Origin of the sequence: Enterobacter sp. 01-M-03-SI-ECC, assembly GCF_047530215.1 — a bacterium.
Lineage (GTDB): Bacteria > Pseudomonadota > Gammaproteobacteria > Enterobacterales > Enterobacteriaceae > Enterobacter > Enterobacter chengduensis.
In genome coordinates, this window is record NZ_JBLKDA010000006.1 from 137,611 (window position 1) to 161,595 (window position 23,985).

Sequence of the window (23,985 nt, forward strand, 5' to 3'; positions counted from 1 at the left end):
TAAGATGATGATGAATAACTTACCTGACACGCCTGATTTGCGCATTTTACTGATCAAACTCCGCCATCATGGCGACATGTTGCTGACCACTCCCGTCATTGATTCATTACGGCAAAAGTGGCCGCAGGCGCAGATTGACGTCCTGCTGTATGAAGAAACGCGCGATATGCTCGCCGCGCATCCGGCGATCGGGACAATTTATGGCATCGACCGTAAATGGAAGCAGTTGGGCACGCTGAAGCATCTTCAAAAAGAGTGGCAGCTGCTGCGGGCGTTAAGGAAGCAACATTATCATCTGGTGATTAACCTTGCGGATCAGTGGCGTAGCGCGATTGTCACCCGCTTCACCGGCGCGCCGGTTCGCCTCGGATTCGCCTTTAACAAACGCAACAACGCATTCTGGCGTTTTTGTCACAGTGAATTAGTCTCCGTTGCGAATCACCAGTCCCTGCACACCGTTGAGCAAAACCTCTCCATTCTTTCTCCATTACCGGTCGCGCCGCAGCCTGCCGTCACCATGGCCTACACCGCAGAAGACTGGGATTATGCCCGTCAAAGACTGACGCAAACGGGTGTGGGCGAGCGCTACATCGTGATTCAGCCGACGTCACGCTGGTTCTTTAAATGCTGGGATGAAGACAAAATGGCGCAAACCATTACTGCATTGCAGCAGGATGGGCATACGGTTGTGCTCACCGCGGGGCCGGACAAAAAAGAGCTGGCGATGGTCGATCGTATTCTCGCCGCGTCGCCAAAGAGCGGCGTCGTCTCGCTGGCGGGTCAGCTGACGCTGCGCCAGCTGGCATCGCTTATCGATCACGCCTCGCTGTTTATTGGCGTGGACTCCGTGCCGATGCATATGGCCGCCGCGCTGCAGACGCCCTGCGTGGCGCTGTTTGGCCCTTCCAAACTGACGTTCTGGTCTCCATGGCAGGTCAACGGCCAGGTCATCTGGGCTGGCGACTACGGCCCGCTCCCCGATCCGGACGCCATTGATACCAAAACGAAAGAACGCTATCTCGACGCCATTCCCGTGGATGCTGTCGTCTCCGCTGCAAAGAGATATCTGTCATGAAACACCATCGTCTGGCGATAGTTCGCCAAAAATATCGCCCTGATGGCGGCGCGGAACGCTTCGTTTCGCGCGCCCTTACCGCGTTGAGCAACCAAAATTTAGAACTCAACGTCATCACGCGTGAGTGGCAGGGAGAGAAGCAAGACGACTGGCATATCCACATTTGCGATCCGCATAAGTGGGGCCGCATCAGCCGCGAGCGTGGTTTTGCCCATGCCGCACGGGCACTGTGGCAGCAACTGCAGTTTGATATTGTGCAAAGCCACGAGCGCATCCCGGGCTGCGACATCTATCGCGCAGGGGATGGGGTGCATCGTCGCTGGCTAGTGCAGCGCGCGCGCATTCTACCCGCGTGGCGTGCAAAGATGCTGATGGTTGATCGCTATCACCGCTACGTGATGCATGCCGAACGAGAAATGTACCAGGCGCCTGAACTCAAAGCGGTTATCTGTAACGCGGAGATGATCAAACGCGAAATAATCGAAGATTTTGATATTGACGCGAATAAAATACATGTGATTTATAATTCTATTGATTCTAGCCGCTTCGTTCCGGCCCAGGAAGCACAGCGCGCCGCGCTGCGTCAGCAGTTTGGCTTGCCAGCCGATGCCGTGGTGTTCTGTTTTGTCGGCTCAGGGTTTGAACGAAAAGGTCTGGCGAGCGCCATACGCGCTATCGCTGGAACAGCGGCCTGGCTGATTGTGGTTGGACAGGATAAAGCAGAAAGCCGTTATCGCGACCTTGCCCGTTCACTTGGCTGTGAGGGGCAAATCCGTTTTCTGGGGATGCAAAAAGAAACGCTACCTTTTTATCAGCTATCCGATGGTTTACTGTTGCCAACGCTGTATGATCCCTTTCCTAACGTCATTCTTGAAGCGATGGCCTGCGGCTTGCCCGTCATTACTTCAGAGAGCTGCGGTGGAGCCGAATTTATTCAGCAAGGCCAGAACGGATTTTATTGTGACGCGCTTGATACCAACACATTGAAGGAAGCGATATCCGCCATTCCTTCTCTGGAAAAAAATAACGATATGGGACGCGCGGCACGGGAACGTGTTAAAGACGCCACTCCCGAAAAACTATCAAGTCAGCTTATTTCGCTTTATCAAAAATTACTGGATTAAAAATGCGCATCCTAATGATTATTGATGGTTTACCCGGTGGAGGAGCTGAAAAAACGGTTCTTACACTCTCCCGTGGGTTAATAGAAATGGGGCATCAGGTCTCTCTATTCTCTCTGCGGAAAGTGTGCGACTACGCCATCCCGGAAGGCATCGATTATCAGGTTGTCCAGGATACATGTAAAAAACCGTGGCGGAAGCTGACGGAGATCCCACGCCGCGCCCAGCAGCTGGATCGCGCAATTGAGCGGGCCGAGCGCAGCGGCAAATTTGACGTGGTGTTCTCTCACCTGCATAAAACAGACCGCATTGTGGCGCACAGCCGCGTGCTGGAACGCGACAAAGTCTGGTTCTGCGTGCATGGCATGTTCTCGTTCTCCTATCTTCGCCATCGCAGCGGGCTTTCACGCTGGTTTAAACACCTTAAAATTCGTCATACCTACGAAAACCGCAACGTTGTCGCCGTCTCAGGCGCCGTGTTGAACGATCTTTCCGAGACGCTGGCGCTTACTCTTCGGCGCAAAGCGGTTATCCATAATCCTTTTGATATTCCTGAAATCCAGCGTCTGGCGGATGCGCCCTTTGAAATGCAGGGAAAGGATTACATTATTCACGTTGGCCGCTTCCATGAGCACAAGCGCCACGACCGCCTTTTGCGTGCGTTCGCCCTGAGTAAAATTGACACAACGCTGGTCATGATGGGCAACGGATCCGACGCTCAAATTCAAAAACTTAAACGTCTGGCTGTCGAGCTGGGTATTGAAAACAAAACGGTTTTCCGCCCGTTCGATTCCAACCCCTATCCGTGGATTAAAGGGGCACGCCTTTTAGTGTTAAGTTCTGACTGCGAAGGCTTTGGTAATGTGCTGGTTGAAGCCATTATCTGCCAGACGCCACCGGTCAGTACAAATTGCCCGGGCGGCCCCGCCGAAATCCTTACCGGAGACCTGGCGCGCGGGCTGGCAGAGTTAAGCGACGAATCACTGGCAAAAACGCTGGCGGATATTTATACCGCCCCGCCGGTCGTGGGCGGTGAAACCATCGCGTCGTTCGGTATCAATGCCATTTGCCAGCAATATATTGCTCTGGTCGACAATCAAAAATAATCAGGTTTCTTATGCAAAATTCAGCCCCATTGTTAAGCGTGGTGGTTGCCGTTTATAACGGTGAAGCTTTCCTTGATCAGTTCTTTACCTGCCTTGTGAATCAGCGCATCGACAGCATGGAAGTCATCATCGTCAATGATGGCTCTACCGACCGCTCGATGGAGATCGTCAAACGCTGGCGTGAAGAATTGCCACAGCTGCAGGTTATCGAACAGCAAAACCAGGGCGTCTCCATCGCGCGTAATACCGGCCTGGCCGCTGCGACGGGTCAATATCTCTCTTTCCCGGATATTGATGATGTCTTTAAACCCGGCATGTACCAGCGGCTGCTGGATATGGCCGTCACGCAGGATCTGGATGTCGCCACCTGTAACGGCAACTACGTCTGGGAGAATAACAAGAAACCCTCACGCCCGATCTTCCCTGAAGACAAGCTGGCTTCGACAGGGGTCATGGCTGGCCCTGCGTGGTTAAAAATGGCGCTGGATTCGCGTAAATTCCTTCACGTGACCTGGCTGAACATCTATCGCCATGACTTCATCCGTCAGAATGGTTTCCGTTTCGAACCCGGTCTGCGCCATCAGGATATTCCATGGACCACCGAAGTCCTGCTCGCGGCTGAGCGGGTTCAGTACACCAGTGAACGTTATTACGACTACTACATTCACTCTGCATCGGTGTCCCATATGCCGGACAATGACGACACGCTGATTCGCTCCGCGCGTCACTACATGAAAATCCTGCAGATGCTCGATGCCATCAATCAGCGCTACCCGGATAAGGTGAAAGGGATCCCTGCCTGCCACTGGCAAATTGCCAAAGAGGGGCTGGGCATTATTCATACCTTCGATAACATGAAGGATGAAAAGAAGAAATCGATGATTATCAAAGAGTTCTTCGAAACAGGCATCTGGAAGCTCATCTGGAAAAGTGCTAAAAGTCCGCGTTTGCGCTGGCGGCTGGGTCGGCGTTATTTCCGTCTGAAACGGTATCTGGCATAAGAGATAGCTTTACCTGGCCTAAATGCTTAGAATTTGCCCGCCGAAACTAAAAAAACGGATAATCGCTTGGAATTGTTGTATACCGCTCTGCTCTACATCATTCAGCCACTGGTGTGGCTGAGACTGTTGCTTCGTAGCCGGAAAGCGCCTGCGTATCGTAAACGCTGGGCTGAACGCTATGGCTTCTGCCGCAATAAGGTCGTACCGGACGGTATTTTGCTGCATTCCGTTTCTGTCGGTGAAACGCTGGCGGCGATCCCGCTGGTTCGCGCCCTGCGTCACCGCTATCCGTCGCTGCCGATCACCGTCACCACCATGACGCCAACCGGCTCTGAGCGCGCGTTATCCGCTTTCGGTAAAGACGTGCAGCACGTCTATCTGCCTTACGATCTGCCCTGCGCCATGAATCGTTTCCTGAATACCGTTCGCCCGAAGCTGGTGATTGTGATGGAAACCGAACTGTGGCCGAACATGATTTCCGCCCTTCATGCCCGTAAAATCCCGCTGGTGATTGCCAACGCGCGCCTGTCAGAGCGCTCGGCGAAAGGTTACGGCAAGCTGGGTAAATTTATGCGCCGCCTGCTCAGCAAAATTACGCTGATTGCCGCGCAGAATGAAGAAGATGCGGCACGCTTTATCTCTCTGGGCCTCAAACGCAACCAGCTTGCGGTAACGGGCAGCCTGAAGTTTGATATTTCCGTTACCCCTGAACTCGCCGCCCGCGCGATCACGCTGCGTCGCCAGTGGGCGCCGCGTCGTCAGGTCTGGATTGCGACCAGCACCCATGACGGTGAAGAAGAGATCATCCTGCAGGCTCACCGCAGGCTGCTGGAAAAATTCCCTGATTTACTGCTGATCCTCGTCCCCCGCCATCCGGAGCGTTTTAAAGATGCCCGTGAAATGGTGCAGAAAGGCGGTTTCAGCTTCACGCTGCGCAGCAGCGGTGAGATCCCGTCCGGCAGCACCCAGGTGGTGATTGGCGATACGATGGGCGAACTGATGCTGCTGTACGGCATTGCTGACCTCGCATTTGTCGGCGGCAGCCTGGTGGAGCGAGGCGGTCATAACCCGCTGGAGCCGGCAGCCCACGCTATTCCGGTGCTGATGGGGCCGCACACGTTCAACTTCAAAGATATCTGCGCGAAATTACAGCAGGCCGATGGTTTAATTACCGTGACCGATGCGGATTCGGTGGTTAAAGAGGTTTCGACCCTGCTGACTGACGAAGATTATCGTCTGTGGTACGGCCGCCACGCCGTTGAAGTGCTGCATCAGAACCAGGGCGCCCTGACCCGTCTGCTGCAGCTACTGCAACCTTACCTGCCCCAGCGGAGCCACTAATGTCAACGCGTCTGTCGGTCGTGATGATCGCCAAAAACGCCGCCGACCTGCTTCCGGACTGCCTGGCATCGGTTGCCTGGGCTGACGAGATCGTCATTCTTGACGCCGGAAGTACGGACAACACGGTGGACGTTGCCCGCGCAGCGGGTGCAAACGTGTTTATCGACGCTGACTGGCAAGGATATGGCATTCAGCGCCAGCGCGCGCAGGGTTTTGCTTCCGGTGATTATGTCCTGATGCTTGATACTGACGAGCGCGTTACGCCAGAACTCCAGCAGGCCATCCAGGCGGTGCTTTCCTCGCCCCAGCCGGGTGCCGTATACAGCATTGCCCGCCGTAACTATTTCCTTGGCCGTTTTATGCGCCACAGCGGCTGGTATCCTGACCGCGTAATGCGCCTCTACGAGCGCGAGCGTTATCAGTACAACGACAGCCTGGTGCATGAATCCCTGGTTTGCGATAGCGCCCAGGTCATCCCCCTGGCGGGCGATTTGCTGCACCTGACCTGCCGTGATTTCGCGAGCTTCCAGCGCAAACAGCTCAACTATGCCACCGCATGGGCGCAGGAGCGTCACCAGCGCGGCAAGAAAGCCTCGCTGACGGGTATTTTCACCCACACGCTGGGCGCGTTTCTGAAAACGCTGCTGCTGCGTGGTGGCGTGCTGGACGGTAAGCAGGGGTGGTTACTCGCCGTCGTGAATGCCCAGTATACTTTCAACAAATACACCGAGCTGTGGGCGCTCTGCCGCGGCTACTCAGAGAAAACGTGAGCCATGAGCACAAAAGCGATTTATCCGGGTACCTTCGATCCGATCACCAACGGTCATCTTGATATCATCACCCGTGCGGCGTGCATGTTCGATAAGGTGATCCTGGCGATTGCCGCCAGCCCTAGCAAAAAGCCGATGTTTGACCTCAACGAGCGCGTGCAGCTTGCCACCGATGCCATTTCGCATCTGTCGAATGTTGAGGTAGTCGGGTTTAGCGATCTGATGGCTAACTTCGCCCGCGCCCAGCAGGCCAATATTCTGATTCGTGGGTTACGCGCGGTGGCAGACTTCGAGTATGAGATGCAGCTGGCCCACATGAACCGCCACCTGATGCCGGAGCTGGAGAGCGTGTTTCTGATGCCCTCCAAAGAGTGGTCGTTTATCTCTTCCACGCTGGTAAAAGAGGTGGCACGTCATCACGGCGATGTCACCCATTTCCTGCCGGCTAACGTCCACCAGGCGTTGATGGAAAAGCTAAAGTAGCCCTATTTCTGGCACTGACGGCAGTAGAACGTCGCGCGCTGGGCGTGCTTTGTGGCAATAACCGGCGTGCCGCAGACTCGGCACGGTTCGCCTTTACGGCCATACACCTGCAGCTCCTGGGCAAAATAGCCCGGCTTGCCGTCACTTTGCAGGAAGTCCTTCAGCGTTGTTCCACCCTGCTCAATCGAGCGCAGCAATACGGCTTTAATCACCCGAACCAGCAGTTCGCACTCCTGCGCCGACAGCGAAGAGGCCAGCCGATCGGGGTGGATCCCGGCCGCAAACAGCGATTCGCTGGCATAGATATTCCCCACGCCGACCACCAGCTTATTATCCATCAGCCAGGGCTTAATCGGGCTCTTCTTCTTCGCGCACTTCGCTTGCAGGTAATCCGCGTTAAACGCGTCTGAGAGCGGCTCGGGGCCCAGATGCGCAAGTACGTTATGCCCTTCCAGCTCTTTCGTCCACAGCCACGCGCCAAAGCGCCGTGGATCGGTGTAGCGGAGCACTTTGCCGTTGCTCATCACCAGATCGACGTGGTCGTGTTTTTCCGCAGGCAGTTCTTCGGTCAGGATGCGCAGGCTGCCGGACATCCCCAGGTGGATAATAATCCAGCCGTCGGGCAGCTCCAGCAGCAGGTATTTCGCGCGGCGCTGCACGCTAAGGACGGGTTTGTCACTTAACGCGTGGATCTCATCGGACACCGGCCAGCGCAAACGCCCGTTACGGACAACCGCGTGAAGAATCGTCGCGCCGACCAGATGGGGCTCAATGCCGCGACGGCTGGTTTCTACCTCAGGTAATTCAGGCATGGTTCCTCCGTTGAGATACAGAATGCAAAAAACCCCGCAGTTGCGGGGTTTTTCGATACAAGGAGGCTAAAATTATTTGATTTTAGCTTCTTTGTACAGTACGTGCTGGCGTACAACTGGATCGAATTTTTTCAGTTCCAGTTTTTCCGGCTTAGTACGTTTGTTCTTCGTGGTGGTGTAGAAGTGACCTGTACCAGCAGAAGAAACCAGCTTGATTTTCTCGCGAATACCTTTAGCCATGATTTATTTCCTCTTTAAGTACTTAGTACTTTTCGCCACGGGCACGCAGTTCAGACAGAACTGTATCGATGCCTTTCTTATCGATTACACGCATACCTTTAGCAGATACGCGCAGGGTGACAAAACGCTTCTCGCTCTCAACCCAGAAACGGTGAGAGTGCAGGTTCGGCAGGAAACGGCGTTTAGTCGCGTTCAGTGCGTGGGAACGGTTGTTACCGGTCACCGGACGCTTGCCAGTAACTTGGCAGACTCGGGACATGTCTATTCTCCAAAAATCAAATTAGCTCGAGCTTCGTATGGGGTATCGGCGCCTCGTCAGGCTTTACAGCCCGGTCATCGCATAGTTCTAAGTGAACTCTCGATTGCCAGGCCCAAATGCCAAACCCGAGATTCTCAAAGGTGGCGTAGTATACGCTGACTCGGCGGTGTGCTCAAGTCCCGAACAGACAAAGATCCCGATGGATCGCGAGAAATAGCCTAAATCCAGCCATGTTCTGCAAAAGAAATGTACTCTCCGCGGCCAATTATCAGATGGTCCAGCACACGAATGTCCATGAATTGACAGCATTTGATAATGCGCTCGGTGATTTCTTTGTCAGCTCTGCTCGGTTCTGCACAGCCAGAGGGGTGATTATGCGCGAGGATCACGCCCGCTGCATTCACTTTTATCGCTTCGCGCACAATTTCACGCGGATGCACCTCAACGTGGCTCAACGTGCCCGCAAAGAGGCAGCTATGTTTCAGCACCCGGTTTCTGTTATCGACAAAGATCACCATAAAGATCTCGCGTTCAATATCGGTTAACTGGCTTTGCACAAATTCGCGCGTCATCGCGGGCGTCAGGATCGGATCTTCCTCCTCCATACGGACATTGTAAAAACGGCGCGCAAGTTCAGCAATGCCCCTCAGTTGGGCATATTTCGCCACGCCGATCCCCTCAACGTGCTTAAACTGCGCCAGATCCGCGGTCAGTAAACCGTACAGCGAACCGAAATGGGCTATCAGCTCTTTTGCCAGCGTAAACACCGTTTTTCCGGGCGTTCCGGTCCGTAAAAAGAGCGCCAGCAGTTCATCATCTTTTAACAGAGTGATGTCATAGCGCAGCAATTTTTCGCGCGGCAGCAGCTGCTCATCCTCTTCTTCCATGTTCTTTCTCCCTTTTTAACCTCATGCTGCCACAGGCCAATTCTTCGCTCGACGGCCACATTGCGTTCTTGCGTAGCGCCTCGCAAAGTGGTCGAAGGACAAAATCACCCCGTTTTGGGGATTGTGATAAAATGCCCGCTCTCTGGTGAAACCCAACAGGAAAGAATCATGATGAGCCTGGCCGGTAAAAAAATCGTTCTTGGCGTGAGCGGCGGCATTGCTGCCTACAAAGCGCCGGAGCTGGTGCGTCGTCTGCGCGAGCGCGGCGCAGATGTGCGGGTCGCGATAACCGAAGGCGGTAAAGCCTTTATCACTCCCCTGAGCCTGCAGGCGGTTTCAGGGTATCCGGTATCTGACAGCCTGCTCGACCCGGCCGCCGAAGCTGCTATGGGCCATATTGAGCTGGGGAAATGGGCAGACCTGGTGATTCTCGCCCCCGCCACGGCTGATTTAATCGCTCGGGTAGCGGCCGGTATGGCAAATGACCTGGTCTCCACCATTTGTCTGGCCACGCCTTCGCCTGTTGCCGTCGTTCCCGCCATGAACCAGCAGATGTACCGTAACGCGGTCACCCAGCACAATCTCGAGACGCTGGCCTCACGCGGCCTGCTTATCTGGGGTCCGGACAGCGGCAGCCAGGCCTGCGGCGACGTCGGCCCGGGCCGCATGCTTGATCCGCTGACGATTGTTGATATGGCCGCAGCCCATTTTTCGCCTGTCAACGATCTGCAACATCTCAACATCATGATTACCGCGGGCCCCACGCGCGAGCCGCTGGATCCGGTGCGCTACATCACCAATCACAGCTCCGGCAAAATGGGCTTTGCGATTGCCGCCGCCGCCGCAAGACGCGGCGCGAACGTCACGCTGGTGAGCGGCCCGGTATCGCTGCCTACGCCTGCGTTTGTGAAGCGCATTGACGTTACCACCGCGCTGGAGATGGAAGCCGCCGTGCAGGCACATGCGCAACGCCAGCAGATTTTTATCGGCTGTGCGGCCGTTGCAGACTATCGTGCTGAGACGATCGCCGAGGCAAAAATTAAAAAGCAAGGCGATGAATTAACACTGAAAATGGTGAAAAACCCGGACATTGTCGCCGGTGTCGCCGCACTAAAAAGCCATCGTCCATACGTTGTTGGGTTTGCCGCAGAAACGAATAATGTGGAAGAATATGCCCGGCAAAAACGTACCCGCAAAAACCTCGATTTGATTTGCGCGAACGACGTATCGCTGGCCACACAAGGATTTAACAGCGACAGCAACGCACTGCACCTTTTCTGGCAGGATGGAGATAAAGTCTTACCGCTTGAGCGCAAGGAACTCCTGGGCCAACAATTACTCGACGAGATCGTTACCCGTTATGATGAAAAAAATCGACGTTAAGATTCTGGACCCGCGTGTTGGCGAGCAGTTCCCGCTGCCAACCTATGCCACCTCCGGCTCTGCCGGTCTTGACCTGCGCGCCTGTCTCGATGACGCCGTAGAGCTGGCGCCGGGCGCCACTACCCTGGTGCCAACGGGCCTGGCGATTCACATTGCTGACCCGTCACTGGCAGCGGTGATCCTGCCGCGTTCTGGCCTGGGTCATAAGCACGGCGTGGTGCTGGGTAACCTGGTCGGCCTGATCGACTCCGACTACCAGGGCCAGCTGATGGTCTCCGTCTGGAACCGCGGACAGGACAGCTTCACCATTGAACCGGGCGAGCGTATCGCACAGATGGTCTTTGTACCGGTGGTACAGGCAGAATTTAACCTAGTGGCAGACTTTGACGCCACCGACCGTGGCGAAGGCGGCTTCGGCCATTCCGGGCGCAAATAACGGCCCGACAGACACGCATCTCACAGCGTCATAATGCAATAACAAACCGCAAACGCCAGTTTGCGGTCGCTGTGTGGATGCCAGCCTGGCAAGTGCTTATTTTCAGGGGTATTTTGTAACATGGCAGAAAAACAAACTGCGAAAAGGAATCGTCGCGAAGAAATACTTCAATCTCTGGCGCTGATGCTTGAATCCAGCGATGGCAGTCAACGCATCACCACCGCTAAACTGGCCGCCTCTGTAGGCGTGTCTGAGGCGGCGCTGTACCGTCATTTTCCGAGCAAGACCCGGATGTTCGACAGCCTGATCGAATTTATTGAAGACAGCCTGATCACGCGCATCAACCTGATTCTGAAAGATGAAAAAGACACCACCGCGCGTCTGCGTCTGATTGTGCTGTTAATCCTGGGCTTCGGTGAACGCAATCCGGGCTTAACGCGTATCCTCACCGGCCACGCGCTGATGTTTGAACAGGACAGACTGCAGGGCCGCATTAACCAGCTTTTTGAGCGTATTGAAGCGCAGCTGCGCCAGGTACTGCGCGAAAAGAAAATGCGTGAAGGCGAAGGTTACAGCATTGATGAAACGCTGCTGGCGAGCCAGATTCTGGCGTTTTGTGAAGGGATGCTCTCCCGCTTTGTGCGTAGCGAGTTCAAATACCGTCCAACGGACGATTTTGACGCCCGCTGGCCGTTAGTGGCAGCACAATTACAGTAATGCCAACGCCGGATGGCGGCTTCGCCTTATCCGGCCTGCGAGCGGTTAGGCCCGGTAAGCGTAGCGCCACCGGGCGTAGCAATTAAACCCCGAATGTTTCGCGATACGCTTTTACCGCTGCCAGATGGTCCGCCATCTCCGGCTTCTCTTCCAGATACGCAATCAGATCTTTCAGGGTGATAATCGACGTCACTTTGCAGCCGTAATCGCGTTCAACTTCCTGAATAGCGGAAATTTCACCACGACCACGCTCCTGGCGATCCAGAGAAATCAGCACGCCAGCCAGCGTCGCACCGTTCGCCTGGATAATCTCCATCGATTCACGGATTGCCGTGCCCGCGGTGATCACATCGTCCACCAGCATGACGCGGCCCTGCAGCGCGCTGCCGACCAGATTCCCGCCTTCACCATGCGTTTTGGCCTCTTTGCGGTTGAAGCAGTAGGGCACGTCGCGGTCATGGTGTTCCGCCAGCGCCACCGCGGTGGTGGTCGCAATCGGAATGCCTTTATAGGCCGGACCAAACAGCAGGTCAAAATCCATCCCGGAATCCACCAGCGCTTCGGCATAGAAACGGCCTAACAATGCCAGATCGCGCCCGGTATTAAACAGCCCGGCGTTGAAGAAATAGGGACTTTTGCGCCCGGATTTCAGCGTAAATTCGCCAAACTTAAGTACCTGCTTGTTAAGCGCAAACTCAATAAACTGGCGCTGATACGATTTCATGGATTTGCTCCTTTGGTTTTTCTGTCTTACAGGCAAAAAAAAGGCGACTCATTGGTCGCCTTTAAAATCAATTTTCTAACGCCGCTTTCTGCGTCGTTACAATGGATTCGATTCCCCCTCGGGCCAACGCCAGCAGGGAGAGAAGCTCTTCGTGGGTGAACGGCTCGCCTTCCGCCGTGCCCTGCACCTCAATGATGCGACCGTCTTCGGTCATCACCACGTTCATGTCGGTTTCGGCTGCGGAATCTTCAACGTATTCCAGATCGCAAAGCGCTTCGCCGTTAACGATACCCACGGAAACCGCCGCAACCATACCCTTCATTGGGTTGGTTTTCAGCTTGCCGGCCGCAACCAGCTTATTCAGGGCATCCACCAGCGCCACGCAGGCACCGGTAATGGACGCGGTACGCGTACCGCCGTCTGCCTGAATCACGTCGCAGTCCAGCGTGATGGTGAATTCACCGAGAACTTTCAGATCGACGGCGGCGCGCAGCGCACGCGCGATCAGGCGCTGAATTTCCATGGTACGGCCGCCCTGCTTACCTTTTGCCGCTTCACGGGCGTTACGGGTATGGGTCGCACGCGGCAGCATGCCGTATTCAGCAGTGATCCAGCCCTGACCCTGACCTTTAAGGAAGCGCGGAACGCCTTCTTCGATGGAGGCGGTGCACAGTACTTTAGTGTCACCAAACTCAACCAGCACGGAGCCTTCAGCGTGTTTTGTATAGTTACGGGTCAGGGTGACGGGACGCACCTGATTGGCGCTACGGCCTGATGGACGCATGATGGATTCTCCGGCTTGAAACGAATGTGGCTGCGCATTATACGGATAAAGGGCGCTTATTCCTATCCTGTGAAGCCCCCGAAAGCTATAATCCCCCCATCTCTCCTTTAAAAACGGGAATGTCTATGATCCGCAGTATGACCGCCTACGCCCGGCGTGAAATCAAGGGTAGCTGGGGTAGCGCCACATGGGAAATGCGCTCGGTAAACCAGCGTTACCTGGAAACGTATTTCCGTATGCCGGAGCAGTTCCGCAGCCTTGAGCCTGTTGTACGTGAACGTATCCGTACACGTCTGACGCGCGGGAAAGTGGAATGTAACCTGCGCTTTGAGCCCGATGCCAGCGCGCAGGGCGAACTCATCCTTAACGAAAAACTGGCGAAACAGCTCGTCAATGCGGCGAACTGGGTCAAAATGCAGAGCGATGAAGGCGAAATCAACCCGGTTGATATTCTGCGCTGGCCTGGGGTTATGGCCGCCGGTGAGCAGGATCTGGACGCCATTGCCGCTGAAATCCTGGCAGCCCTCGACGGCACGCTGGACGACTTTATCGTTGCCCGCGAAACCGAAGGCCAGGCGCTGAAAGCGATGATTGAGCAGCGTCTTGAAGGCGTAAGCGCCGAAGTAGCCAAAGTCCGCGCCCATATGCCGGAAGTGCTGCAATGGCAGCGCGAGCGCCTTGTCGCCAAACTGGAAGAAGCGGAAGTTCAGCTGGAAAACACCCGTCTGGAACAAGAGCTGGTGCTGATGGCGCAGCGTATTGATGTCGCTGAAGAGCTGGACCGTCTGGAAGCGCACGTCAAAGAGACCTACAACATTCTGAAGAAGAAAGAAGCTGTCGGCCGCCGCCTGGACTTTATGATGCAGGAGTTCAACCGCGAGTCGAACACCCTGGCGTCTAAGTCGATCAACGCAGAAGTGACCAATTCAGCGATTGAGCTCAAAGTGCTGATTGAACAGATGCGCGAGCAGATCCAGAATATCGAGTGATGCCTTTCGGGTGGTGTAAACCGCACCACCCATTACTATTTCTAATCCTTCTCTGCTATCGCTTTACCGCCACACCTTCTTTCATCAAGCATGTACAGTAAAATGTGATAAAAATTTATAGGGCAAACCGACTCGCCTTAGAAAATCTCAATCGTGATCTTGCGCACAAATCGCTAACCTCCACGCGTTCACACCGGAGGGTCTATGCTGCTTCACATTCTTTATCTTATTGGCATCACCGCAGAAGCCATGACCGGCGCACTGGCCGCCGGACGTCGCCGTATGGACACCTTCGGCGTAATCATTATTGCTACCGCGACCGCGCTGGGCGGCGGTTCCGTGCGCGATATCCTGCTTGGCCATTACCCGCTCGGATGGGTTAAACACCCTGAGTACGTAATTATCGTGGCGACGGCGGCTGTATTAACCACCATCGTTGCACCCGTTATGCCGCACCTTCGGCGCCTGTTCCTGGTGCTGGATGCGCTGGGGCTGATCGTCTTTTCAATCATCGGCGCGCAAATCGCGCTCGATATGGGTGAAGGGCCGGTTATCGCCACCATTGCTGCGGTGGTCACGGGGGTGTTCGGCGGCGTACTGCGCGATATGTTCTGCAAACGTATTCCCCTGGTCTTTCAAAAAGAGCTGTATGCCGGCATCTCCTTCGCCGCAGCGGTACTGTATATCGCTCTGCAGCATTACGTTTCGAACCATGATGTGGTGGTCATCTCTACGCTGCTGTTTGGCTTTACGGCCCGCATGCTGGCGCTGCGTCTGAAGCTCGGACTGCCCGTTTTTCATTACAAACACAGCGCACACTAGCTTCAGAACCCGTTGATGTGCTGTGCAGCGAGCCATTTCGCCAGCACATCAATCTGAGGCGCGTGTATCCAGTTAACGATCTGTCGCGCTTTCTCCTCGCCCGTCCCCGGCAGGGTCTGCCAGTCCTTTGCGTTACGTCCGATCATCTTCTGCCACGATATGTCTCCCATCGCCTTCAGTGAAGACTGAGTCAATGGAACACCCAAAGCCATAAGCCAGCGGGTAAACGGCTTCTCGCGCACCAGATTAAATCGGTGCCAGAGCGCGAGCCCGCGCGCAGAGGAAAAGCCCGGGGTAGCCTGCAGCTGTTCCTGAGTTAATAACAGCCATGAAAAGAGATGGTCAAAATGATGCGCGCGCCAGAGGGTTCGCCAGCCAGACTCGCCTAATCCTTCGATATTGAATACCTGCTTTGAGCTGAGCCACGTCAGCCGGGCAAAGAACTGCTCCATACACTCCGGCGAAGCATAGAAACAGCTAAGCGCATGATAACGCGGGGCCGGCGGCTCTGGCTTATGCCTGTCAGTCCCGCGCCAGAGGACCTTATCAAACCGGGGGATACCCTGACCGGCCAGGCTGATCTGTATTTGATCTCCCGGAGCAATATCCAGCCTCTGCCAGCGCCCAACCGAACCCAGACTCACCCGCTGCACCTGTTTATCATCCAGCTGCACCGGTTCCAGCGCGGCTACAACGGAAATTTTGCCCGTTCGCCCCACGGAAAATTGAATGCCGCTCACCTCAGCCACCTGGGCTGCAGGAGAATATTTCCACGCGACAACCCAGTTGCCTTCTCCCGGTAACCAACCTTCGCCCGCGGGTTCATCCTCCGAGCGCACCACAATGCCATCCGTGGCAAAGGGTAATGCGGTCACGTGCCAGGCCTCGCGCTGTTTCTCAACGACATCAACAGATTCGGCGGGAAGCGTATAGCGTTCCGAAAGCGTAAATCCGGCCTGAGACAGTTCAGCCAGAGCTGTCCGCATCTCTTTCGGTCCGTCCGGCCAGGCCCTGATGAATACGCCGATCTTGCTCAATAGCGCGTTATCCTTTTGCCGCATCATCGCCCCCGCCACCTTTGCGCGCGCGTTCATTCCGCCCATTTGCCGCTGAATGTGGCTTTCGCTTAACCAGAAAAGCTCGCCCTGTAGGACGCTGTTCGCCAGCGCGCCGGTGAGCGTTTGTGGAACAGACGGGATTAAACGCACCTTTCCGGTCCAGTCTTCCCCTTTCAGGCCATCTCCGCGACTGATGGCCTGAGCTAGCTTCCCGTCACGATAGACCAGCGTTACCGCCACTCCGTCAACTTTGGGCTGCAGCCAAAGATGCTGTCGGGCACCCATCCACTGTCTCAGTTCCTCTTTGCTGGCCACTTTGTGCACGCCTGTATGCGCAACAGGATGTTTAACGCTCCCCGCCAGCGCGGGAAGTTTTTCTTCTGCAGGCTCACCGCCAAAACAGCGCTGCCACTGCGTTAACCGCCCGTGAAGCTGGTCGTAAACCTCGTCGTTGATCTCACTCACGCCCTGCTTCCAGTAAGCCTCATCCCAGCGTTTGATTTGCGCACTTAACGACGCCATCTCTTTTTCTGCTTTTGCCTGCGACCACACCGGACACACCGCCGCGCCATAGCCACACCACAACAGCATTAACCCGCTTATCCATCGCCACATCGCTACCCCTCCTTTGCATTGCAGAAGGTATACCCGGATGCCGGAAACAACGCTAACGGCAACGTTTTACAATGCGAGACGCTATCCGGTATTTCTTTGGGTTGCTGAAAACCACGGATAAAACCTGAAAACGGCACGCAAAATTCAATAATCGAGGGGAAAAAGTGTGACAAAGGCTACGTCACACGGCAGTGACGTGTATAATAAGCCCGTATGTAGGACTTCTTCGTTAACACATACAAAAGACTCTCATGGCTCAAGGCACGCTTTATATTGTTTCTGCCCCTAGTGGCGCGGGTAAATCCAGCCTTATTCAGGCATTGTTAAAAACCCAACCGCTGTACGACACACAGGTTTCTGTTTCTCACACCACGCGAGCGCCGCGTCCGGGTGAAGTGCACGGCGAACACTATTTCTTTGTGGATCACGACGAATTCAGAGCGATGATCGGCAGAGATGCGTTTCTTGAACACGCTGAAGTATTCGGTAACTACTACGGTACCTCGCGTGAAACCATTGAGCAGGTTCTGGCCACGGGCGTGAATGTGTTCCTGGATATCGACTGGCAGGGCGCACAGCAAATTCGCAAGAAAATGCCTGACTCTCGCAGTATCTTTATTTTACCGCCATCGAAAGATGAGCTGGATCGCCGCCTGCGTGGCCGCGGACAGGACAGCGAAGACGTGATCGCAAAGCGTATGGAACAGGCTGTTGCAGAAATGAGCCATTACGCGGAATATGATTACCTTATTGTGAATGATGATTTTGATGCCGCGCTGAGCGATCTCAAAACCATCCTTCGCGCAGAACGCCTGCGTATGAGCCGCCAGAAGCAGCGACATGACGCATTAATCACCAAACTGTTGGCAGACTGAACCCACTTTCAGTATCATGCCCAGTCATTTCTTCACCTGTGGAGCATTTTAAGTATGGCACGCGTAACTGTTCAGGACGCTGTAGAGAAAATTGGTAACCGTTTTGACCTGGTGCTGGTCGCCGCGCGTCGCGCTCGTCAGATGCAGGTAGGCGGTAAAGATCCGCTGGTACCGGAAGAAAACGATAAAACCACCGTTATTGCACTTCGCGAAATCGAAGAAGGTCTGATCAACAACCAGATCCTCGACGTACGTGAGCGCCAGGAGCAGCAAGAGCAGGAAGCCGCAGAACTGCAGGCCGTTACCGCTATTGCTGAAGGTCGTCGTTAATTAAACCTGCGGGTCGCCCTTGTATCTGTTTGAAAGCCTGAATCAACTGATTCAAACCTACCTGCCTGAAGACCAGATTAAGCGTCTTCAGCAGGCGTATCTCGTTGCACGTGACGCTCACGAGGGCCAGACACGTTCAAGCGGTGAACCCTATATCACGCACCCGGTAGCGGTGGCCTGTATTCTGGCCGAGATGAAACTCGACTATGAAACGCTGATGGCCGCCCTGCTGCACGACGTGATCGAAGATACCCCTGCCACTTACCAGGACATGGAACAGCTGTTCGGCAAAAGCGTTGCCGAACTGGTGGAAGGGGTCTCTAAGCTTGATAAGCTGAATTTCCGCGACAAGAAAGAGGCGCAAGCCGAAAACTTCCGCAAGATGATTATGGCGATGGTGCAGGATATCCGCGTCATTCTCATCAAACTCGCTGACCGTACCCACAACATGCGCACGCTGGGCTCACTTCGCCCGGATAAACGTCGCCGCATTGCCCGTGAAACCCTCGAAATTTACAGTCCGCTGGCGCACCGTTTAGGTATTCACCACATCAAAACCGAGCTGGAAGAGCTGGGTTTTGAAGCGTTGTACCCGAACCGCTATCGCGTGATTAAAGAGGTGGTGAAAGCCGCACGCGGTAACCGTAAAGAGATGATTCAAAAGATCCTCTCGGAAATTGAAGGGCGCTTACAGGAAGCGGGAATTCCGTGCCGCGTCAGCGGTCGCGAGAAACATTTGTACTCTATCTACTGCAAAATGGTGCTTAAAGAGCAGCGTTTTCACTCGATCATGGACATCTACGCCTTCCGCGTAATCGTCCACGACTCGGACACCTGCTATCGCGTGCTGGGGCAAATGCACAGCCTCTACAAACCGCGTCCGGGGCGCATGAAAGATTACATCGCCATTCCGAAAGCGAACGGCTATCAATCTTTGCATACCTCGATGATCGGTCCGCACGGCGTGCCTGTTGAGGTGCAAATTCGCACCGAAGACATGGACCAGATGGCAGAGATGGGTGTCGCCGCGCACTGGGCCTATAAAGAGCACGGTGGCGAAAGCAGCACAACCGCACAAATCCGCGCCCAGCGCTGGATGCAAAGCCTGCTGGAACTTCAGCAGAGTGCGGGTAGCTCGTTTGAATTTATCGAGAGCGTGAAATCCGATCTCTTCCCGGATGAGATTTACGTTTTCACCCCGGAAGGCCGCATTGTCGAACTGCCTGCGGGCGCAACGCCGGTCGACTTCGCTTACGCCGTGCATACCGATATCGGGCATGCCTGCGTCGGCGCACGCGTCGACAGACAGCCTTATCCTCTGTCTCAGCCGCTCTCCAGCGGCCAGACGGTAGAGATTATTACCGCGCCAGGCGCACGTCCGAACGCGGCCTGGCTGAACTTTGTCGTGAGCTCCAAAGCGCGCGCCAAAATTCGCCAGCTGCTGAAAAACCTCAAGCGTGATGATTCCGTCAGCCTGGGGCGTCGTCTGCTCAACCACGCGTTGGGCGGCAGCCGTAAGCTGGCCGAGATTCCACCTGAGCATATTCAGCGTGAACTTGACCGTATGAAGCTCACGTCTCTGGACGATCTGCTGGCGGAAATTGGCCTGGGTAACGCCATGAGCGTCGTGGTGGCGAAGAACCTGCAGCAGGGCGAAGCGATACCTTCTGCTCCAGGCGCATCCGGCCACGCGCATCTGCCGATCAAAGGCGCGGACGGCGTACTGATCACCTTCGCAAAATGTTGTCGTCCAATTCCTGGCGACCCGATTATTGCGCACGTCAGCCCTGGCAAAGGGCTGGTTATCCACCACGAATCCTGTCGTAACATTCGCGGCTATCAGAAAGAAGCCGAGAAGTTTATGGCGGTCGAGTGGGATAAAGAGACGGCGCAGGAATTTATCACCGAAATTAAGGTGGATATGTTCAACCACCAGGGTGCCCTGGCGAACCTGACGGCAGCGATCAACACGGCCTCGTCCAACATTCAGAGCCTGAATACGGAAGAAAAAGACGGCCGCGTATATAGCGCCTTTATTCGTCTGACCGCCCGCGACCGCGTGCATCTGGCGAACATTATGCGCAAGATCCGCGTCATGCCGGACGTGATTAAAGTCACCCGAAACCGAAACTAGGTTTATGAATTCACAACGTTACGCGCGGATATGCGAAATGCTCGCCAGGCGTCAGCCTGACCTGACGGTCTGTATGGAACAGGTTCATAAACCGCATAACGTCTCTGCTATCGTTCGGACCGCAGATGCCGTCGGCGTGCATGAAGTGCACGCCGTCTGGCCGGATGGCCGTATGCGAAATACGGTCTCGGCGGCGGCAGGCAGCAACAGCTGGGTGTCTGTCAAACATCATCACACCGTTGGCGAAGCCGTATCGCACCTGAAAGGACGCGGGATGCAGATCCTCGCGACCAACCTGTCCGCTAAAGCCGTAGATTTCCGCGAGATCGACTACACCCGCCCGACCTGCATTTTGATGGGCCAGGAGAAAACCGGGATCACGCAGGAAGCGCTGGATCTGGCGGATCGGGACATCATCATTCCAATGATCGGCATGGTCCAGTCTCTCAACGTCTCCGTGGCCTCCGCGCTCATTCTGTATGAAGCGCAGCGCCAGCGTCAGAACGCCGGCATGTACGAGCGTAGCAACAGCATGCTGCCAGAAGAGGAACAGCAGCGCCTGCTGTTCGAAGGCGGCTATCCGGTGCTGGCTCGCGTTGCGAAGCAGAAAAAATTGCCTTACCCCCACGTCAACGCGCAGGGCGAAATTGAAGCCGATGCCGAGTGGTGGGCCACCATGCAGTACGCCGGGTAAGCGATGAAAGGCCGCCTGCTGGATGCCATCCCGCTTAACAGCCTGACGGGCGTGGGCGCGGCGCAAAGCAACAAGCTGGCAAAAATTGGCCTGCACACGGTGCAGGATCTTCTGCTTCACCTCCCCCTGCGTTACGAAGACCGCACCCAGCTCTATAAGATTGGCGATCTCCTTCCCGCCATTTATGCCACCGTTGAAGGCGAAGTCCTGAACTGCAGCATTACGTTCGGCGGACGCCGGATGATGACCTGCCAGATCAGCGACGGCACCGGCATCCTCACCATGCGTTTTTTCAACTTCAGCGCGGCGATGAAAAACAGCCTGGCGACGGGCCGCAGGGTGCTGGCCTATGGCGAAGCCAAACGCGGGAAATACGGCGCAGAGATGATCCACCCGGAGTACCGCGTGCAGGGGGATCTCAGCACGCCGGAGCTGCAGGAAACGCTCACCCCGGTTTACCCGACGACGGAAGGCATCAAGCAGGCAACGCTGCGTAAGCTCACCGATCAGGCGCTGGAACTGCTGGATACCTGCGCCATTACCGAACTGCTGCCGCCCGAGCTGGCGCAGGGCATGATGAGCCTGCCCGAGGCGCTGCGCACCCTGCACCGCCCGCCGCCAACGCTGCAGCTCAGCGACTTAGAAAGCGGCAAACACCCCGCCCAACGGCGTCTTATCCTTGAGGAATTACTGGCCCATAACCTGAGCATGCTGGCGCTACGCGCGGGCGCGCAGCGTTTCCACGCGCAGCCGTTAAGCCAGAATGATGCGTTCAAGGATAAGCTGCTGGCTTCCCTGCCATTTAAGCCCACCGGCGCACAGGCGCGTGTCACCGCCGAGATTGAACGCGATATGGCGCTCGACGTACCGATGATGCGCCTGGTACAGGGCGACGTGGGCTCCGGTAAAACGCTGGTTGCGGCGCTGGCCGCCCTGCGCGCGATTGCCCACGGCAAACAGGTCGCGCTGATGGCACCCACAGAACTGCTGGCTGAACAGCATGCCAACAATTTCCGCGCCTGGTTCGCGCCGCTCGGAATTGAAGTCGGCTGGCTTGCGGGCAAGCAAAAAGGCAAAGCGCGCCTTGCGCAGCAGGAAGCCATCGCCAGCGGCCAGGTGCAGATGATTGTCGGCACGCACGCTATCTTCCAGGAGCAGGTGCAGTTTAACGGCCTTGCGCTGGTGATTATCGACGAACAGCACCGTTTCGGCGTGCACCAGCGCCTGGCGCTGTGGGAAAAAGGCCTGCAGCAGGGCTTCCATCCGCATCAGCTGATCATGACCGCCACGCCGATCCCGCGCACCCTGGCGATGACCGCCTACGCCGATCTGGATACCTCCACCATCGACGAGCTGCCCCCGGGCCGAACGCCGGTCACCACGGTCGCCATACCGGATACGCGCCGCAGCGATATCATCGACCGCGTGCGCAACGCCTGCACTCACGAAGGGCGTCAGGCCTACTGGGTTTGTACGCTGATCGAGGAGTCTGAACTGCTGGAAGCGCAGGCTGCCGAAGCCACGTGGGAAGAGCTGAAGCTGGCGCTGCCGGAGCTAAACGTGGGCCTGGTGCACGGCCGCATGAAGCCAGCAGAAAAACAGGCGGTGATGCAGTCGTTTAAGCAGGGGGAACTGCATTTGCTGGTCGCGACGACGGTGATTGAAGTGGGCGTGGACGTCCCCAACTCCAGCCTGATGATCATCGAGAACCCGGAGCGTCTCGGCCTTGCCCAGCTCCACCAGCTGCGCGGGCGCGTTGGCCGCGGTGCGGTAGCGTCCCACTGCGTGCTGCTCTACAAAGCGCCGCTCTCAAAAACCGCCCAGATGCGTTTGCAGGTGCTGCGCGACAGCAACGACGGTTTTGTGATTGCGCAAAAAGACCTGGAGATCCGCGGCCCGGGCGAACTACTGGGCACGCGTCAGACGGGTAATGCCGAATTCAAAGTGGCGGACTTGCTGCGCGATCAGGCCATGATCCCCGAGGTTCAGCGCCTCGCCCGCCATATTCATGAACGCTACCCCGAACAGGCGGCAGCGCTAATTGAGCGCTGGATGCCGGAAACCGAACGCTACTCCAACGCCTGATTCAGGCGAACATCGGCAGCAGCAGGTACAGCTTGATTACCAGCGCGTTGACGATATCAATAAAGAACGCTCCAACCATCGGGACCACCAGAAACGCCATGTGCGATGGCCCGAACCGTTCGGTGATCGCCTGCATGTTGGCAATAGCGGTTGGGGTCGCCCCCAGACCAAACCCGCAGTGACCCGCCGCCAGCACCGCCGCATCATAGTTTTTGCCCATCATGCGCCAGGTCACGAACATGGCGTACAGCGCCATAAACAGGGTCTGCACCGCCAGAATCGCCACCATCGGCAGCGCCAGCGAGGCCAGCTCCCACAGTTTGAGGCTCATCAGCGCCATTGCCAGGAACAGCGACAGGCAGACGTTGCCGAGCACCGATACCGCCCGTTCAAACACGCGGTAGAATCCCATCAGCGCCAGACCGTTGCTCAGGATCACCCCGATAAACAGCACGCAGACAAAGGTCGGTAGCTCAAACGCGGAACCCGCCAGCCATTGCGCAACCACTTTACCCACGGTCAGGCAGATGGCGATCATCGCAATGGTTTCAATCAATACCAGCGAGGTAATGCTGCGCCCGACGTCCGGCTTTTCGAACGCGGTCGGCACCATTTCATCGTCCGGCCTGCCGTCCGGCGTGGTGGAGTGTTTGACCAGATAACGGGCCACCGGGCCGCCAATCAGGCCGCCCAGCACCAGGCCAAAGGTAGCGCACGCCATCGCCACTTCCGTTGCGTTTTCAAATCCGTAGCGCTCAATAAACAGCTTGCTCCACGCCGCGCCGGTACCGTGACCACCCGAAAGGGTAATTGACCCAGCCAGCAGGCCCATCAGCGGATCCAGCCCCAGCAGCGTTGCCATGCCGATGCCGATCGCGTTTTGCATCAGCAGCAGCCCCACCACCACAATCAGGAATACCCCGAGTACCTTACCGCCCGCCCGCAGGCTCGCCAGATTAGCGTTCAGGCCAATGGTGGCAAAGAAGGCCAGCATCAGCGGGTCCTTCAGGGACATATCAAAATCGATTTCCCAGCCCATGCTTTTTTTCAGTATCAGCAGGGCCAGCGCCACCAGCAGGCCACCGGCGACAGGTTCAGGAATGGTGTATTTTTTCAGAAGGGAAACGCGGTGTACCAGCTTACGGCCAAGCAGTAAGACCAGCGTTGCGGCAACAAGTGTCGACAACGTATCGAGATGAATCATAGAAGGCTCCTGTTTTGCGCGTGTTCCATACACACGCGGC

Annotated in this window: 25 protein-coding genes; 17 read left to right on the plus strand and 8 right to left on the minus strand. The window is 56.0% G+C overall.

Annotated elements, in window-relative coordinates:
• Nucleotides 1–4 precede the first annotated feature (4 nt).
• From rfaQ to coaD, 7 genes are all read left to right on the plus strand, one after another.
• Nucleotides 5–1,075 carry a putative lipopolysaccharide heptosyltransferase III gene (gene rfaQ, locus ACMWKK_RS08265; protein ID WP_072265591.1) on the plus strand — a complete coding sequence of 357 codons (1,071 nt, stop codon included), beginning with the start codon at nucleotides 5–7 and terminating at the stop codon, nucleotides 1,073–1,075.
• A complete protein-coding gene (locus ACMWKK_RS08270) occupies nucleotides 1,072–2,199 on the plus strand; it encodes a glycosyltransferase family 4 protein (protein ID WP_112780039.1) in 1,128 nt (375 codons plus the stop codon). The genes rfaQ and ACMWKK_RS08270 overlap by 4 nt, the downstream gene beginning before the upstream one ends.
• A gap of 2 nt (nucleotides 2,200–2,201) precedes the next feature.
• Nucleotides 2,202–3,302: a glycosyltransferase gene (locus ACMWKK_RS08275; RefSeq protein WP_045328583.1), complete on the plus strand. Its 1,101-nt coding sequence runs from the start codon at nucleotides 2,202–2,204 to the stop codon at nucleotides 3,300–3,302.
• An 11-nt stretch (nucleotides 3,303–3,313) separates the two neighbouring features.
• Complete coding sequence (locus ACMWKK_RS08280; protein WP_112780038.1) at nucleotides 3,314–4,303, plus strand: glycosyltransferase; 990 nt, start codon at nucleotides 3,314–3,316, stop codon at nucleotides 4,301–4,303.
• A 66-nt stretch (nucleotides 4,304–4,369) separates the two neighbouring features.
• Nucleotides 4,370–5,644 (plus strand): lipid IV(A) 3-deoxy-D-manno-octulosonic acid transferase, encoded by a 1,275-nt coding sequence (waaA, locus tag ACMWKK_RS08285; RefSeq protein ID WP_045328587.1) that lies wholly within the window; start codon nucleotides 4,370–4,372, stop codon nucleotides 5,642–5,644.
• Complete coding sequence (locus ACMWKK_RS08290) at nucleotides 5,644–6,414, plus strand: glycosyltransferase family 2 protein (RefSeq protein ID WP_112780037.1); 771 nt, start codon at nucleotides 5,644–5,646, stop codon at nucleotides 6,412–6,414. Before waaA ends, ACMWKK_RS08290 begins: the two co-directional genes overlap by 1 nt.
• Nucleotides 6,415–6,417: 3 nt before the next feature.
• Nucleotides 6,418–6,897, plus strand: a complete 480-nt coding sequence (gene coaD / locus ACMWKK_RS08295) for a pantetheine-phosphate adenylyltransferase (protein WP_045328589.1) — start codon at nucleotides 6,418–6,420, stop codon at nucleotides 6,895–6,897.
• Nucleotides 6,898–6,899: 2 nt separating this feature from the next.
• On the opposite strand, the gene mutM is transcribed toward coaD, so the two are convergent.
• The 4 genes from mutM to radC form a co-directional block, all read right to left on the minus strand.
• Nucleotides 6,900–7,709, minus strand: coding sequence for a bifunctional DNA-formamidopyrimidine glycosylase/DNA-(apurinic or apyrimidinic site) lyase (gene mutM, locus ACMWKK_RS08300; RefSeq protein WP_045328591.1), 810 nt, complete (start codon nucleotides 7,707–7,709; stop codon nucleotides 6,900–6,902).
• Nucleotides 7,710–7,781: 72 nt separating this feature from the next.
• The gene (gene rpmG, locus ACMWKK_RS08305) at nucleotides 7,782–7,949 is read right to left on the minus strand and encodes a 50S ribosomal protein L33 (RefSeq protein WP_003024094.1); all 168 of its coding nucleotides are present in this window, start codon (nucleotides 7,947–7,949) and stop codon (nucleotides 7,782–7,784) included.
• A 22-nt stretch (nucleotides 7,950–7,971) separates the two neighbouring features.
• The gene (gene rpmB, locus ACMWKK_RS08310; protein ID WP_002436699.1) at nucleotides 7,972–8,208 is read right to left on the minus strand and encodes a 50S ribosomal protein L28; all 237 of its coding nucleotides are present in this window, start codon (nucleotides 8,206–8,208) and stop codon (nucleotides 7,972–7,974) included.
• A gap of 218 nt (nucleotides 8,209–8,426) precedes the next feature.
• Complete coding sequence (gene radC / locus ACMWKK_RS08315) at nucleotides 8,427–9,095, minus strand: RadC family protein (RefSeq protein ID WP_045328593.1); 669 nt, start codon at nucleotides 9,093–9,095, stop codon at nucleotides 8,427–8,429.
• 171 nt (nucleotides 9,096–9,266) lie between these two features.
• On the opposite strand from radC, the gene coaBC reads away from it, so the two are divergent.
• The 3 genes from coaBC to slmA all read left to right on the plus strand — a co-directional run bounded on the left by coaBC (nucleotide 9,267) and on the right by slmA (nucleotide 11,631).
• Entirely contained in the window at nucleotides 9,267–10,478 is a 1,212-nt protein-coding gene (gene coaBC, locus ACMWKK_RS08320; RefSeq protein WP_112780105.1) for a bifunctional phosphopantothenoylcysteine decarboxylase/phosphopantothenate--cysteine ligase CoaBC, read from the plus strand.
• The gene (dut, locus tag ACMWKK_RS08325; protein ID WP_008502691.1) at nucleotides 10,456–10,914 is read left to right on the plus strand and encodes a dUTP diphosphatase; all 459 of its coding nucleotides are present in this window, start codon (nucleotides 10,456–10,458) and stop codon (nucleotides 10,912–10,914) included. The genes coaBC and dut overlap by 23 nt, the downstream gene beginning before the upstream one ends.
• Before the next feature lie 120 nt (nucleotides 10,915–11,034).
• Nucleotides 11,035–11,631 (plus strand): nucleoid occlusion factor SlmA, encoded by a 597-nt coding sequence (slmA, locus tag ACMWKK_RS08330; RefSeq protein ID WP_008502690.1) that lies wholly within the window; start codon nucleotides 11,035–11,037, stop codon nucleotides 11,629–11,631.
• 82 nt (nucleotides 11,632–11,713) lie between these two features.
• On the opposite strand, the gene pyrE is transcribed toward slmA, so the two are convergent.
• Complete coding sequence (gene pyrE, locus ACMWKK_RS08335; protein ID WP_112780036.1) at nucleotides 11,714–12,355, minus strand: orotate phosphoribosyltransferase; 642 nt, start codon at nucleotides 12,353–12,355, stop codon at nucleotides 11,714–11,716.
• Between the two features lie 67 nt (nucleotides 12,356–12,422).
• Entirely contained in the window at nucleotides 12,423–13,139 is a 717-nt protein-coding gene (gene rph, locus ACMWKK_RS08340; protein ID WP_112780035.1) for a ribonuclease PH, read from the minus strand.
• 125 nt (nucleotides 13,140–13,264) lie between these two features.
• Here rph and ACMWKK_RS08345 point away from each other — a divergent pair, with 125 nt between their 5' ends.
• Nucleotides 13,265–14,128 carry a YicC/YloC family endoribonuclease gene (locus ACMWKK_RS08345; RefSeq protein ID WP_028015013.1) on the plus strand — a complete coding sequence of 288 codons (864 nt, stop codon included), beginning with the start codon at nucleotides 13,265–13,267 and terminating at the stop codon, nucleotides 14,126–14,128.
• Nucleotides 14,129–14,332: 204 nt separating this feature from the next.
• Entirely contained in the window at nucleotides 14,333–14,950 is a 618-nt protein-coding gene (locus tag ACMWKK_RS08350) for a trimeric intracellular cation channel family protein (RefSeq protein WP_023334014.1), read from the plus strand.
• A 2-nt stretch (nucleotides 14,951–14,952) separates the two neighbouring features.
• On the opposite strand, the gene ligB is transcribed toward ACMWKK_RS08350, so the two are convergent.
• A complete protein-coding gene (ligB, locus tag ACMWKK_RS08355) occupies nucleotides 14,953–16,623 on the minus strand; it encodes an NAD-dependent DNA ligase LigB (protein ID WP_112780034.1) in 1,671 nt (556 codons plus the stop codon).
• A 251-nt stretch (nucleotides 16,624–16,874) separates the two neighbouring features.
• Here ligB and gmk point away from each other — a divergent pair, with 251 nt between their 5' ends.
• The 5 genes from gmk to recG are packed head-to-tail and all read left to right on the plus strand — an operon-like array spanning nucleotide 16,875 to nucleotide 22,741.
• Nucleotides 16,875–17,498 carry a guanylate kinase gene (gene gmk / locus ACMWKK_RS08360; RefSeq protein WP_032644394.1) on the plus strand — a complete coding sequence of 208 codons (624 nt, stop codon included), beginning with the start codon at nucleotides 16,875–16,877 and terminating at the stop codon, nucleotides 17,496–17,498.
• Nucleotides 17,499–17,552: 54 nt separating this feature from the next.
• Nucleotides 17,553–17,828, plus strand: a complete 276-nt coding sequence (rpoZ, locus tag ACMWKK_RS08365) for a DNA-directed RNA polymerase subunit omega (RefSeq protein ID WP_000135058.1) — start codon at nucleotides 17,553–17,555, stop codon at nucleotides 17,826–17,828.
• A 19-nt stretch (nucleotides 17,829–17,847) separates the two neighbouring features.
• A complete protein-coding gene (spoT, locus tag ACMWKK_RS08370) occupies nucleotides 17,848–19,962 on the plus strand; it encodes a bifunctional GTP diphosphokinase/guanosine-3',5'-bis pyrophosphate 3'-pyrophosphohydrolase (protein WP_032644393.1) in 2,115 nt (704 codons plus the stop codon).
• Between the two features lie 4 nt (nucleotides 19,963–19,966).
• Complete coding sequence (trmH, locus tag ACMWKK_RS08375; RefSeq protein ID WP_112780033.1) at nucleotides 19,967–20,656, plus strand: tRNA (guanosine(18)-2'-O)-methyltransferase TrmH; 690 nt, start codon at nucleotides 19,967–19,969, stop codon at nucleotides 20,654–20,656.
• Nucleotides 20,657–20,659: 3 nt separating this feature from the next.
• A complete protein-coding gene (gene recG, locus ACMWKK_RS08380; protein WP_112780032.1) occupies nucleotides 20,660–22,741 on the plus strand; it encodes an ATP-dependent DNA helicase RecG in 2,082 nt (693 codons plus the stop codon).
• A 1-nt stretch (nucleotide 22,742) separates the two neighbouring features.
• Here the strand turns inward: recG and gltS are convergent, their stop codons facing one another.
• Nucleotides 22,743–23,945 carry a sodium/glutamate symporter gene (gltS, locus tag ACMWKK_RS08385; RefSeq protein ID WP_112780031.1) on the minus strand — a complete coding sequence of 401 codons (1,203 nt, stop codon included), beginning with the start codon at nucleotides 23,943–23,945 and terminating at the stop codon, nucleotides 22,743–22,745.
• Nucleotides 23,946–23,985: the final 40 nt, after the last annotated feature.